13 protein-coding genes are annotated in these 12,827 nt (G+C 35.3%); 5 read left to right on the plus strand and 8 right to left on the minus strand.

The window, feature by feature from the left end; all coding sequences use genetic code 11:
* Positions 1–15 precede the first annotated feature (15 nt).
* On the plus strand, positions 16–378 hold the full coding sequence (locus MHB74_RS14430; protein WP_000909986.1) for a cupin domain-containing protein: 363 nt from the start codon (positions 16–18) through the stop codon (positions 376–378).
* Between the two features lie 6 nt (positions 379–384).
* Positions 385–1,167 carry a 3-hydroxy-5-phosphonooxypentane-2,4-dione thiolase gene (lsrF, locus tag MHB74_RS14435; RefSeq protein WP_061679973.1) on the plus strand — a complete coding sequence of 261 codons (783 nt, stop codon included), beginning with the start codon at positions 385–387 and terminating at the stop codon, positions 1,165–1,167.
* Between the two features lie 186 nt (positions 1,168–1,353).
* Here lsrF and MHB74_RS14440 read toward each other — a convergent pair whose 3' ends face one another.
* The gene (locus tag MHB74_RS14440) at positions 1,354–1,857 is read right to left on the minus strand and encodes a GNAT family N-acetyltransferase (RefSeq protein ID WP_061679974.1); all 504 of its coding nucleotides are present in this window, start codon (positions 1,855–1,857) and stop codon (positions 1,354–1,356) included.
* A 257-nt stretch (positions 1,858–2,114) separates the two neighbouring features.
* On the opposite strand from MHB74_RS14440, the gene MHB74_RS14445 reads away from it, so the two are divergent.
* Entirely contained in the window at positions 2,115–2,717 is a 603-nt protein-coding gene (locus MHB74_RS14445; RefSeq protein WP_061679975.1) for a chorismate mutase, read from the plus strand.
* 182 nt (positions 2,718–2,899) lie between these two features.
* A protein-coding gene (locus tag MHB74_RS14450; protein WP_340844248.1) for an IS3 family transposase occupies positions 2,900–4,056 on the plus strand; the annotation gives its coding sequence in 2 pieces (ribosomal slippage) (positions 2,900–3,149 and positions 3,149–4,056; 1,158 coding nt in all).
* 62 nt (positions 4,057–4,118) lie between these two features.
* On the opposite strand, the gene MHB74_RS14455 is transcribed toward MHB74_RS14450, so the two are convergent.
* The 7 genes from MHB74_RS14455 to MHB74_RS14485 all read right to left on the minus strand — a co-directional run bounded on the left by MHB74_RS14455 (position 4,119) and on the right by MHB74_RS14485 (position 11,381).
* Positions 4,119–4,529 carry a VOC family protein gene (locus MHB74_RS14455; RefSeq protein ID WP_061679899.1) on the minus strand — a complete coding sequence of 137 codons (411 nt, stop codon included), beginning with the start codon at positions 4,527–4,529 and terminating at the stop codon, positions 4,119–4,121.
* Positions 4,530–4,731: 202 nt separating this feature from the next.
* Positions 4,732–5,436, minus strand: a complete 705-nt coding sequence (locus MHB74_RS14460; RefSeq protein ID WP_061679898.1) for a nucleotidyltransferase domain-containing protein — start codon at positions 5,434–5,436, stop codon at positions 4,732–4,734.
* Between the two features lie 76 nt (positions 5,437–5,512).
* Positions 5,513–6,100 carry a hypothetical protein gene (locus tag MHB74_RS14465; RefSeq protein ID WP_081110401.1) on the minus strand — a complete coding sequence of 196 codons (588 nt, stop codon included), beginning with the start codon at positions 6,098–6,100 and terminating at the stop codon, positions 5,513–5,515.
* A gap of 107 nt (positions 6,101–6,207) precedes the next feature.
* The gene (hmoA, locus tag MHB74_RS14470; RefSeq protein ID WP_000469503.1) at positions 6,208–6,534 is read right to left on the minus strand and encodes a heme-degrading monooxygenase HmoA; all 327 of its coding nucleotides are present in this window, start codon (positions 6,532–6,534) and stop codon (positions 6,208–6,210) included.
* A gap of 95 nt (positions 6,535–6,629) precedes the next feature.
* A complete protein-coding gene (locus MHB74_RS14475; RefSeq protein ID WP_061679896.1) occupies positions 6,630–7,850 on the minus strand; it encodes an MFS transporter in 1,221 nt (406 codons plus the stop codon).
* Positions 7,851–7,903: 53 nt separating this feature from the next.
* Positions 7,904–8,947, minus strand: coding sequence for an ArsR/SmtB family transcription factor (locus MHB74_RS14480; protein ID WP_061679895.1), 1,044 nt, complete (start codon positions 8,945–8,947; stop codon positions 7,904–7,906).
* Positions 8,948–9,089: 142 nt separating this feature from the next.
* On the minus strand, positions 9,090–11,381 hold the full coding sequence (locus MHB74_RS14485; protein WP_061679894.1) for a glycoside hydrolase family 3 C-terminal domain-containing protein: 2,292 nt from the start codon (positions 11,379–11,381) through the stop codon (positions 9,090–9,092).
* Between the two features lie 173 nt (positions 11,382–11,554).
* Between MHB74_RS14485 and MHB74_RS14490 the strand changes: the two genes are divergently transcribed.
* Positions 11,555–12,790 carry a helix-turn-helix domain-containing protein gene (locus tag MHB74_RS14490; protein WP_061679893.1) on the plus strand — a complete coding sequence of 412 codons (1,236 nt, stop codon included), beginning with the start codon at positions 11,555–11,557 and terminating at the stop codon, positions 12,788–12,790.
* The last annotated feature ends 37 nt before the right edge of the window (positions 12,791–12,827 follow it).

Here is a 12,827-nt window from a genome sequence, read left to right on the forward strand (position 1 = left end):
AAAGGAGTGAAATAAATGTTAAAAGCGAATGAAAATGACTTTTCCTATCGCTTCGGTGATAACGGGCCAAAATATTTAATACAAGGTCCGAATATTGATCTTGGCCTTGTTGTCATTCAGCCTGGGCAAGAGTTTCAAAATCACTATCATACAACTTGCGAGGAAGTCTTTTATGCATTAGAAGGTGAAATAGATTTCTATGTGAATAACGAAAGAGTCCCGATTAAACAAGGCGATGTATTGCAAGTTCGCCCCCATGAATCTCACTATCTTATTAACCATTCTGACAAACCTTTTAAAGCAGTTTTTATTAAGTCACCACATTTACCCAATAAAGATACGGTACAAACGGAAAATCCAACATTAACGAAGGAGTGATTTCAAATGACTTGGGGATTTAAAAATCGATTAAATACAATTTTACCTGATGGCAGAGCGGTTATGCTAGCGATAGATCACGGCTACTTTTTAGGGCCCATTCACGGGCTAGAACAACCACTTGAAACAGTTAAAAACTTACTTCCTTATACAGATTCCCTCTTTTTAACGCGCGGTGTACTTAGCTCCTGTATTCCTGAAAACTGCAGCACACCGATGGTTATGCGTGTATCAGGCGGAGCTACTGTCGTCGGCAAAGATTTAGCGAATGAAACAATTGTTACACCTGTAAAAGAAGCAGTGAAACAAAACGCAATCGGCGTCGGTGTTTCTGTTTTCGTCGGATCAGACTATGAAACACAAACAGTTTCAAATCTCGCAAATGTAGTTTCAGAAGCTCACGATTACGGTCTACCAGTACTCGGTATTACCGCTGTTGCGAAAGAACTGCAAAAACGTGAAGCTCGCTTTTTAGCACTCGCTTCCCGCGTATGCGTTGAAATGGGAGCTGACATTATTAAAACGTATTACTGCGAAGGGTTCGAAAAAATTACAAGTACTTGCCCTGCTCCAGTCGTAATCGCTGGTGGACCAAAACTAGATTCAATTGAAGACGCATTAAACATTACGTACAATGCACTGCAAGAAGGCGCAATCGGCGTAGACATGGGCCGAAACATATGGCAATCTGAACATCCTGCTGCCATGATTCAAGCGATTCATGGCATTGTGAAGAATGGAATGAATGTGAAAGAGGCTCTCCAATTATATGAAGATGTAAAAAATTAAAATAAAGTGAAACTTTAATCAGTGAGGGTCTTACTGCCCATTAAAACGGGATAAACGACAGACTATTACACTTACATATATATAAACTCAATATTTACTATAAGGAAAAGCCTCTATGTTAGATTACTAAGTAATCTAACATAGAGGCTTTCTTTTTCATTTTTTGTTCTGAATTGGGTCAAATTTCTACAAATCGCGTACGTTCCAAACAATCTCACCGCGCTCCCCCCACGTACTGTGATGCCGCTTAAACCCTATCTTTTCTAATACCCGAAAAGACGCCGTATTCCAAGCACCTACAGTAGACCAAAGTCTATGACGGCCCGTAGCAATCGCAGCCTCAAGCACTGCTGATGCTGCCTCTGTCGCATAACCATTACGATGAGCACTTTGGAACAACTCGTATGCAATTTCCGGCTCTTCAAGTGTGGAACGACCGATGATTAAGCCACAGTATCCGATGAAATCCCCTTCTTCTCTCCTACGAATAGTTAGAAGAGAAATACCATTTTCAGCTGCTTTCTTGCGCATTTCGATAAGATGGCTACGAACAGATTCAATGGTTGGCATGTCCGCACCACGTTCACCAATTAATTTTCTCAGCCAAACCGCATCAGATTCTTCCCACATATTTAGGTCGAGTCGTTCCGTTTTTAGCTGGAATGCCATATCTTTAAATACATCTGTCATAGCGATAACCTCCTATTCATATCACTGTACTACTTATAATAATTTCGTACTGTACCATATGGGAAACCTGCTTGATTCATACATTATTATTATTTTATGCATAAGCAATCCCTCTGCAAAATAGACCTTGTTATCAGACTTCATTTTAAATCTACAATATTCGAGTTATGAATGATCTTACATTTACAATTAATATTTACATTTAAAAATGTATCGTCCTTTCTTTTTTGTTAAAATAAAGAAAAGGAGGAATAATTATGCAACGTATGACTTTTGAACGCCCTACTGATTATTACGATGAAAAATTATATACGATCGATGAAAAAATTTGTGCACTATTAAAAGAACGGAAAGAACTTTCAGGTGGTGATCCAGGTTTTCCACATGATGAAGCCATTAGTAAATGGGCAAAGCAATACGGATTTTATCCAGACTATTTAAATTCACTATTCTCTTCCATGATGGACGAAGGTGAATTTAAACCTCGCGTTGAACCAACTACATTCCAAAAACATATACCGGTTTTTAAAACACATGAACATGAAGACATTATGTATACAGTAACTTTTATTCGGCAATATGCAAATGCTAGTGTAGTTTATTTATATAGTGATTGGGATTCCACTGATGAAGTTTTTAATGAAAATAAGCCTCATAATTTTTTCCAATTATCAATAGATAATACATATGATTGCTGGCCAGAAGGTGGTGGCGGCACTGATGGACATTTTAGTCATCATTTCGTTATATCTCCTGCCCTTCCTAATAATTTGTCTGGAATAAGCTTACGATTTAAAGAACTCAATATGCCGTTTAGGAAAGATCAAACTGTGCTTGAATTTGAAATTAAGATAGATTAATAAAGAAGCTGTCTCACAAGCCATTTTCATGACTAAAATTCGTTTGTTTTTACTTTTATGTCCCTTAAAATAATAAAGCCCCTTTCCAAACTGGATGAAGTGAACCCGAATAGTGGTACATGAAAAAAACACCTCCTGAATTCGCATACTAAGTATGCAAATTCAATGGAGGTGTTTTTGGTTTGAAAACAAGAGTTCATTATCCAGAAAAAATAAAGTGGAAAGTCATAGAAATGAAAAAGGATGGGTATTCCAATCGGACCATTATGGAGAAGCTTGGAATTAAAAATGTTTCCCAAATTAAGACATGGATGAAGTGGTATCGTACCGGTCAAACGTACCGTTTTCAACAACCTGTAGGAAAACAATATTCTTATGGAAAAGGGCCAAAAGAGTTAAATGAATTGGAACAGCTACGGTTAGAAAATAAACAGTTAAAAACAAAATTACTTGTATGGGGAAAGTATCTAGAAATCGAAAGGGGCTGAAACCAGAAGCTGTAGTTACTTTATGGAAAGATGTAAAAACAAAAATAACGGTAAAAGAATTGTGCAACGTATTAGAATTAACCCGTTCTACATTTTATCGTTGGTTACAACGAACAGAGGACCTGAGAGATGAGATAGAAGAGAAAATAAAAGACGTTTGTCTGAGGCATAAATTACGGTATGGATACCGAAGAGTGACCGCTACTCTTCGAAAAATGGGGCTGTGTGTGAATCATAAAAAAGTATTACGAATCATGAGACAAAATCATATTCTCTCAAAAGTTCGTCGGAAGAAAAAGAAATATATCAATGGTGCGGAACCAGTGGTAGCCCCTCATCGATTGGAACGTCAATTCGATGCATCCGCACCAAATGAAAAGTGGTTTACAGATGTGACATATCTATTATTTGGAAAGCGTACCTTGTATTTATCGACGATTATGGATGCCTTTAATCGTGAAATTATTAGTTATGTCATCAGCGAGTCCCAAGCACTGCCATTAGCGATGAAGACATTAAAACAAGCAATGAGAGGGAGAAAAGTAAAAGATGTCCTTCTTCATTCAGATCAAGGAAGTATTTATACTGCGAAGGAATTTCAAGCGTATGCCAAAGAAAACGGCATTATCACTAGCATGTCCCGGAGAGGAAATTGCCATGATAATGCCGTCATGGAAAGCTTCTTTGGTCATTTAAAAAGTGAAGCCTTCTATTCACAAGAGATAACAAAAGTATCCAACACAACTGTGCGAAAGATTGTGCTAGAATACATTCATTACTACAATTGTGTGCGAATTCAAGAAAAATTAAACCACCTATCCCCTAAAGAATTTAGGGAACAAGTGGTTTAGGTGTTTTGATAGGTGTCCCGTTTTCGGGGTTCACTTCAGGATAAGGGGCTTTATTTATATCTTCAAACAATTACTCTTGTTGATACTTTCTTACCATCTTTATAGTCAAGGCAAGACACTTCAATTAACAATCCATTAAAGATTGTAAAATAAAAACCGTAACTACTACCTCTCATAGAATACGGTGCCTTTTCTATTTCAATACCTCCAGCTACTAAACGATTATATGCTTGATCCACTTCATTTGAAGTATCCACTAAAAAACCAATATGAAAAGCTTCAGGATACATAACTTCCTTATTCCCCTTAAATGCTTTGGGGTCGCTTAGCACAAGTAGAAATCCACTCTCGTCACTCATCACTACTAGTGCCTTTCCCTTTTGCTCCAAAAATTGAAAATCAAAAAATGTTTCAAAGAAATGTCTCGCTTCTAATAAATCATCCACGCATAGATTCAAATGATTTAACTTCATTCACTCATCTCCTATTAAACAGAAGTTATATAGGCTCATATTGATAACACCTAAACATGTAAGACAAGATATTCAAGCGTTCCATCTAAGACTATGTTTTATAGTCTAATACTTTTTTCTATCGCCTAGAACGTTTTTAATGAATGCAATTACATGAACCATTCGACATGAAATATGAATGTACCTAAATAAAATACCCACATTATTTAATTTTCAAATTATGTAAAACCCAATCAATCAAGAAAATTGCTGAAGAGGTACGTTCTTTCGTAGCACCTAAAAATAGTTTATGAAGCAATACCTCCAATTGAATTGGTTTATTAGGCAACGCTTGAATATACTTTAAAACAGAGCCCGCTGGCGGCGTGGGTTGGTTATTAATAGCCCATATCCCTTCTAACAATGTCCACGTTGACGTATGAACGATGTATGAAGCTTTTAACTCATCATTTGCTTTCAAAGCAGACTGAATTTTAATGAGCGAACTATGCAACCAATGAGAAATACCTTTCACTTTGCCACTAGAAACACGATAGTTTTCAAATTCATAGGTAGCTATCTCCTTTAACCTTTTCAACTCGCCGCTTTTATCAAATAAAATTTCCCCTTCTAAAAATGAGTATAGTTCCATCGGATTGTTTTTAAAGTTTACTAGTATTTGATTAACGTCTGCATACTTATATTCAACTAAAATTTCTTCCCTCGTTTCAGAATGAAACTTCTTCTTTTGTCCGTCTTCTAACAGAATATATAAATCTAAATCCGAATCAGGATATGCATCACCCCTTGCGACAGATCCGATAAGCATACATCCAGTTACCTTATCTATTGATAAGATTTCAGCTACTATTATTTGTACTAATTTTTTATGTTGTTCATGTTTAATAGATGTTTGTACTTCTAACATTTGTAACCTCCAAATATTTTATTATGGGGTTAGTCCTTACCTAAATATATTGTACTTCTCTTACAATCTTCTATACTTATTCAACAATTGTCAGTTCATATACAATTGCGTCTTTACTGCTTTTTGTTTTATCTTGAATTGTAACAATATCTCCAGCTTTTATTTTCGAAGCATTCACTACTTTTACCATCTCAGGCGGAACATATCCTCCATTGTTCTCTTTATTTAGCGGAAACCACTTTACTGATTTATTAGTTGCTTCTAAAATTTTATATTTAATTGTACCATCATACTTTATTTCACCAACAAGATCTTTTACTAATGTAGGTGTATATTTATCCTCTTCTTTTTCCAAAGAAATATGATCACCTATATCTAGGATACCGTTTCTTACAGGTGCCTCCCATTTTGTTGGATTTAAATCATTTAAACTTACTTTCACACTATCTTCTTTATTTGAGCTAGCATCTTTTAGAAATATTTCATTATAATTCTTATCAAGAATAATATACTCTTTCTGCTCTACTATTTTTGCACTAGTTTCACGTTTATCTTCCTCATTGTTAGATACTTCTTCTTTCACATTATTATTACTACACGCTGATAATAATGTCGTCGCTAAAGTTGCCATTAGTAATATTTTTTTCACTTCATTTACCTCCATTTATAACGAAACAATAAAACATATATCACATCCATATTTTACTATAAATCAAAAAAAGAGGATATTTGTTTATTACTAAACAAATATCCTCTACCTTTACATTTATATTACGACTGTTGATAAGCCGCTTTCGATGATTTTACATAATAAACTGCGTGATCAACGTTAATGATATGATCTGGTTTTGGTTTCCCACGACTCGCTCTATGCCCTGCTAAATGTTCTTCACTTGTTTCCCAGTTTTTCCATGCTTCTTCAGATTCCCAGCGAATCATAACGACAACTTCTTCATCTCCGCGTCTTACTTTTTTCACAAGAACACTTAAGTCGATGAAGCCTTCAAATTTTTCAATAATACCTTCTCCAGTGAAACGTTCTACAACTATATTTGATGTACCTTCTTTTACTGTAAATGTTTTCGTTTCAATAAACATATATTCCACTCCCTCTTTTTAATACGAATACTAGTATTCTTCTATTATAATTGATTATGATAATTATTTTCAATTAAAAGTTTTAATTGTTTGAATTATGCTGTTTTCTCTTCAACAGCTTCATCTAAAAATTTGAAATACGGAAGGAATAACCCTATTAAAGAAGTAACACATATAATCGCACCGATAATAAAGTATAGTGCTCTTATTCCCCACATTTCACTTAATATGCCTCCTAATAACACACCTAACGGCATAGCGGATCGTATGAAAAATAAACGCACTGAAAATATTTGTCCTATCATATTGTTCGGTACTGTTTGTTGGCATATGGTTGTGTTATGAACATTGAAAAATGAAATACAAATGCCTGCAACTACTTCAATGAACACCGCAATTACTATACTATGATTGAACCCTAGAGAAATGTATGTTAGTCCTCCTATAAACAATCCACCAAGCATAAGTATACGCCGGCTTTTATATGTTACTTTTCCGACTAGTATAGATCCAATTACATAGCCAAACGGGAAACCAGCCATAAAATAACCAAACTCCACATACCCTGCTGACAGCTCATCTTTTATATAAGGAAGGTTTGTAACCAGCGTTACCCCCACCCCAAATTGCACGAAAGTAAGAAAGACACCGAGCCAAACGATAACTGGTTTTGTGAAAAAATATGTAAAACCGTGAAGAAACTGTTCTAGCCACGTTTTCCGAATGGATTGTGTTGTTCTCTTTTCTTTTATATAAAGTAAAAAAGTGCCACTAACAAATAGACAAATACATACGAAAGATAGTGTAAGTTCTACTCCCATCAAATGAATGGCCACTCCGCCTAATATTGGTCCAAGAAACATCATAAGTCGAGCCATCCCATCAATATATGCATTTGCGTCTTGAAGTTGTTCTTCACTTACAATGCTCGGTGTAATGGCTTGACTTGCAGGTGTATACAGCGGTGTAATAAGCCCGATTATAATTTGTACGACATACACATGCCAAACTTCTATACTACTAGTAAGTAACATCACTAACGGTAGTAAGAAAGCCGAAGCCCGTACCCATTGCGAAAATATCATAATCCATTTCCGGCTCCATTTATCAATAAATGGACCACTTATAAGTTGTAGTATGAGCGATGGGATAAAATATAGTAACCACATACTACTTAATGCTGTTTTTGACCCTGTTAATTCGTAAACAAGAATCGAATTACATAACGTTCCGAAAGCCCCGCCCAATTCTGAAATCGCGCTTCCAATCCACATGAAAAAAAACGAACGATTTTTCAACACATTTTTCAATTTCATACACCAACTTTTCTATTAAAAGCCTCCCTTTATGTACATTCTCTAGTTGCATATTATCTATTTAAAAACGCATCTAATTCTTTCGCTAACGACTGTACTGCTTTCTTTCTTAATATATATTTCCCGTCATGTATATCAACTAACTTCGCTGCACGCAACAATTTCAAATGATGGTGTACAGTCGATTTACCGAGTTGCAGTCTTTCTGTAATTTCCTGCAATGTTCGTTCTTTTTCGAACAACATTTTTACAATGCGTAATCTCGCTTCATCCCCAAGCGCTTTATGTTTTTGAACTAAAAAATAATTCGGTTCATACAGATCTTCAGGATGGATGCTTTCGTTTGCGACTGGGTAATGAAATACTTTCGTATCTTCAATATCCGCCTCAATATTCCACGGTCTGTATATCATTTGCGGGATGAGAAGTACGTAATGAACACTTGGCTCTGGCATATAGTTCACACCGCCGGTCGCCCACTCGACAAACTCTTCTGGTTTCATCTTTTTATTCATTTCATTTTTCGCTTCATAATCTCTTTTTAATATAGATAATATTTGCTCTTCCTCTTTCTGAATAACACTCTCATACCATCCTGTCATAACAGCGATTAAATGAGATTTCAGCACTTGTACATGAACATCACATATAAAACGAATATACGCGGAGAAAAACTGATGATCATGTGTCAGTTCCATTAGTTCATGTATTGCAGTTACGTCTCCACTTGCCGCTAAATGTCTTTTCTCTTCATACTTCTCACCTAAAAACGGTAAACATATATACTTCAAATCTTCTTCCGAAAGCGAATCGATTGTAGCATGAAACTGTGATAAGTCCTGAAACTCTCCTTCATACAATAACTGAAGCAACGCTTTCCACGTATTATGTTCTTCTACAAATTGTAGGTGCTCTCTCATTTCTTCTGTTAATGATTCCTTAATCTCTGCCCATTCATTTTGACTCTTTTCAAGAGTATCGATTAACCTTTTATGAGTAATTGCTGCAATACCTAATGCGCATTCGAAAAGTATCGAATACTTTATTTGAACATTGTACGTTTCCCTCTTTCTACTCGTTACGTGAAAGACTTCCATTTTATCGCCTCCTTATTTTACTACGTATTAAATTCTATTTTTATCGAATTATACCTTCTATTTTTTTAGAATTTTAAAACTTTATGGAACGTAAAAAAAACGCAGTTTATTTGCAAACTGCGTTTTTTATGTTATTCGTTACTTATTGATTCATTTGCGCATCGTTTAATAGCCCAATGATTTCACCTAACATTTCTTCTGTAAAAGCACCGGCGCTAAAGTTCACTAACGCTCGTAACGGCATATAGTTCAGCATAGCCTCCATCATTTCAGAGGCATCACTATCCCCTTCAGCCATACTACTAAACGGGCTGTCTTTTAATGCTTTCTCCATAAGCTCTTTTGCGATTGGCGCTAAGGTTGGGTCCATAAATATTTCCCCTAGTAACGTATTACGATGTACAGGTTTTCGAATTATAGTTGTTGATTGAACAAAAATGCTATCATGTAAAACAATCTCTTTTGAAGATTTCCCTACTAAAATTTCGAATTCACCTGTTTCGACATGCCAGTCCTTCCATTCAACATTGTAATAAGCAAATGATCTTTTATTTAGAGTAAAACTAACCGTTTTTTCTTCTCCCGGTTGCAATTCTACTTTTTCAAACCCTTTTAATTCTTTTTCAGGCCGAATCATACTGCTTTCAACATCTTTTATATAAAGCTGGACAATTTCTTTCCCTGCTATACTACCAGTATTTTTCACGTTTACACGAACAGAAACCGTATCCTTATCTTTTATTTCTTTCTTATCGATTGAAATATTACTATACTCAAAGTTTGTATAGCTTAATCCAAACCCAAATGGGAACAATGGTTCAATCTGTTTCTTATCGTAATAACGATAGCCAACGAACACACCTTCTTTATATTCCACTATGTCACCTTCACCAGGGAAGTTTAAGTAAGATGGGTTATCGCTTAACACTTTCGGGAATGTTTCTGCTAGTTTCCCACTTGGGTTCGCGTCACCAAATAATATATCAGCAATCGCTCCGCCTAACGCTTGCCCTCCTAAATAGCCTTCAAGTATTCCTTTTACTTTTCCTATCCATGGCATTTCAATTGGCGCACCGTTACTTAAAACTATAACGATATTATTTTGTACTTCAGCGATAGCTTCAATTAATTGCACGTGATTTTTTGGCATTTGTAAATGTTTTCGATCAAATCCTTCCGATTCATAGCGATCTGGAAGTCCAACAAAAAGAACAGCTGTATCTGCACTCTCTGCTACTATTTTCGCTTCATTAATCATGTTTTCATCCACATCATCACTTGCAAGGTCATAGCCTTGTGCAAATAATATATTCGTTTTTTCACCTGATACCATTTCAATTTCTTCAAGAATACTTTCAAGCTTTGTTGGATTAATATGAGAGCTTCCACCGCCTTGATAACGTGGTTGCTTTGCAAACTCGCCAATTACTGCTACTGTTCCTTCTCTTTTCAACGGAAGGATGGAATCTTCATTTTGTAACATCACCATACTTTCACTTGCAACTTCTCTTGCAAGTTGATGATGCGCTTCCTTACTATACACAGCATTTTCTAATTGATTATCCACGGCTTTAAAAATAATGTTGAGAAGACGCTCTACTGATTGATCAAGTTTCTCTATTGTTAACTCACCACCGTTAACTGCATCAATAATTTTCTTCTCACCAATTCCGAAACTTGAAGGCATTTCTAACTCCAAACCGTTCGCTAAACTTGCAACACGCTCATTTACTGCGCCCCAATCAGATACAACAAAGCCTTCAAATCCCCACTCATCTTTTAAAATATCATTCAATAAATACGTATTTTCCGAAGCGTATTCTCCATTTATTTTGTTGTAAGCACTCATTACTGTCCAAGGCTGTGCTTCCTTAATAACATCTTCAAAACTAGCAAGATAAATTTCACGCAATGTTCTTTCATCAACAATTGCATCTACAGACATTCTGCGATGTTCTTGATTATTAGCAGCGAAATGCTTTAGTGACGTTCCAACCCCTTGACTTTGTACACCTTTAACATGGTTTGCAGCCATTTGTGATGATAAATACGGGTCCTCTGAAAAATATTCGAAGTTTCTTCCGCATAGCGGCGAACGTTTTATATTTGCACCTGGTCCAAGAAGAACCCCTACATTTTCAGCCTGACATTCTTCTCCTAATGCAACCCCTACTTGATTGATTAGCTCTTTATTCCATGTACTTGCTAATCCTACTGCCGATGGGAAACAAGTCGACGGGATACTGTTATAAATCCCTAAGTGATCTGCCCCCTCTGCTTGTTTTCTAAGACCATGTGGTCCGTCAGTTACCATAATAGAAGGAATCCCTAATCGCTCAATTCCTTTTGTATTCCAAAAGTCTAATCCAGAACATAGACTTGCCTTCTCTTCTAATGTCATTTGTGAAATAATGCTCTTAATATCTCTTGTCATAATAGATAGCCCTCCTAAAAAACAATTAAGTAAACGCTTTCCTAATGTTATTATAGTTATTATTTTTTAGATATTATGGTATATTCTTTAGAATACTTGTAAAAATTTTAGTTAATTATTTATGACTATCCACACTCACATTGGCTAATTTTTATAGAATAGAGGTTAAAATCATGAATGGCTCCAAACTAGAAGATTTATATTATATTTGTAAGTTAGTCTTTGACATACATAAAACACCTATCTTTTTTATTGATAACAAAGGCTATTTGGCATTTGAAATCTCGCCTAATTTTCAGCAGCACCCTTTCTATTCTTCAAAAGAGCAGTTATGTAATCAACTATTCAAAGAAAATTCCGCTTATAATTTTCCGGTACTAGAAGAAACTTCTTTTCTTGAAAATTTTTTCTCCATTAACTTACCTTTGAATGATCAACTTAGTGGGAACATTATCGTTGGACCCGTACTTTATTCCAAACTATCGGAAGCCTCCATTAAAGGTCTCATAAATGATCTTCATCTAAAAATAAACACGGAGGAAATGGTTCAATATTATCAATCCCTCCCCGTTTTAAGCAATTTGAAATTTATAAATGTAAGTATGATTTTATATTACATGTTGTATCAACAAAAATTAGACATTGCTGATATTCTCCAAAAAAATATAATGATAAAAAAGACAGAATTTGAAATTGAACAACCCGATATACATATATCGGCGCAACGTCAAAGTACATTAACTCATATTGACCCTCAGGCTGAAAGAAAAATATTTGAATGTATTAAGCAGGGAAAAAAAGATGATTTAATCAAAAATTTAAGGAGTCTACCTGAATCAGGAGATCTTGGTGTATTGTCAAAAACAAGTCACTTGCGCAGCCAGAAAAACTCTGCCATCGCAGCAATTACACTTGCGACAAGATCAGCTATAGATGGTGGACTATTTCCTGAAATCGCATATACACTCAGTGATTTATTTATTCAAAAACTCGAAGAAATAAATAAAAGTGAAGCCATTTTTCCATTTTTGGAGACTGCTTTACTTGAGTTCTCAGAACGAGTAAAGAATGGAACGATACAAAAACACTCAAAACCTATAAACGTATGTCAAAATTATATATTTACTCATCTTTACGAAGAAATTACACTATCTCACCTTGCAAAAATAGTCGGATTAAATCCTAGTTATCTATCTTCTCTTTTCAAAAAAGAAATCGGAATGTCACTAGGCGAATATATACAGCGCGCTAAAATTGATGAATCAAAAAGTTTAATGACCTACACAAAACATTCTATATCCGAAATTTCTACACTATTAAATTTCCATGACCAGAGCCATTTTACAAAAGTCTTTAAAAAACATACAGGTGTTTCACCTAAACAATTTAAAAATGGATATAGTTATTAGTTTCCCTTTTCTACTCGTTACTTGAAAAACTTTCAAT

It is taken from the genome of Bacillus sp. FSL K6-0069 (assembly GCF_038007785.1).
GTDB classification, from domain to species: Bacteria; Bacillota; Bacilli; order Bacillales; family Bacillaceae_G; genus Bacillus_A; species Bacillus_A mobilis.

Excerpts from the sequence above, each read along its gene's own strand:
- MHB74_RS14430 (WP_000909986.1), top strand. The coding sequence starts at position 16 with ATGTTAAAAGCGAATGAAAATGACTTTTCCTATCGCTTCGGTGATAAC.
- lsrF (WP_061679973.1), top strand. The coding sequence starts at position 385 with ATGACTTGGGGATTTAAAAATCGATTAAATACAATTTTACCTGATGGC.
- MHB74_RS14440 (WP_061679974.1), bottom strand. The coding sequence starts at position 1,857 with ATGACAGATGTATTTAAAGATATGGCATTCCAGCTAAAAACGGAACGA.
- MHB74_RS14445 (WP_061679975.1), top strand. The coding sequence starts at position 2,115 with ATGCAACGTATGACTTTTGAACGCCCTACTGATTATTACGATGAAAAA.
- MHB74_RS14455 (WP_061679899.1), bottom strand. The coding sequence starts at position 4,529 with ATGAAGTTAAATCATTTGAATCTATGCGTGGATGATTTATTAGAAGCG.
- MHB74_RS14460 (WP_061679898.1), bottom strand. The coding sequence starts at position 5,436 with ATGTTAGAAGTACAAACATCTATTAAACATGAACAACATAAAAAATTA.
- MHB74_RS14465 (WP_081110401.1), bottom strand. The coding sequence starts at position 6,100 with ATGGAGGTAAATGAAGTGAAAAAAATATTACTAATGGCAACTTTAGCG.
- hmoA (WP_000469503.1), bottom strand. The coding sequence starts at position 6,534 with ATGTTTATTGAAACGAAAACATTTACAGTAAAAGAAGGTACATCAAAT.
- MHB74_RS14475 (WP_061679896.1), bottom strand. The coding sequence starts at position 7,850 with ATGAAATTGAAAAATGTGTTGAAAAATCGTTCGTTTTTTTTCATGTGG.
- MHB74_RS14480 (WP_061679895.1), bottom strand. The coding sequence starts at position 8,947 with ATGGAAGTCTTTCACGTAACGAGTAGAAAGAGGGAAACGTACAATGTT.
- MHB74_RS14485 (WP_061679894.1), bottom strand. The coding sequence starts at position 11,381 with ATGACAAGAGATATTAAGAGCATTATTTCACAAATGACATTAGAAGAG.
- MHB74_RS14490 (WP_061679893.1), top strand. The coding sequence starts at position 11,555 with ATGAATGGCTCCAAACTAGAAGATTTATATTATATTTGTAAGTTAGTC.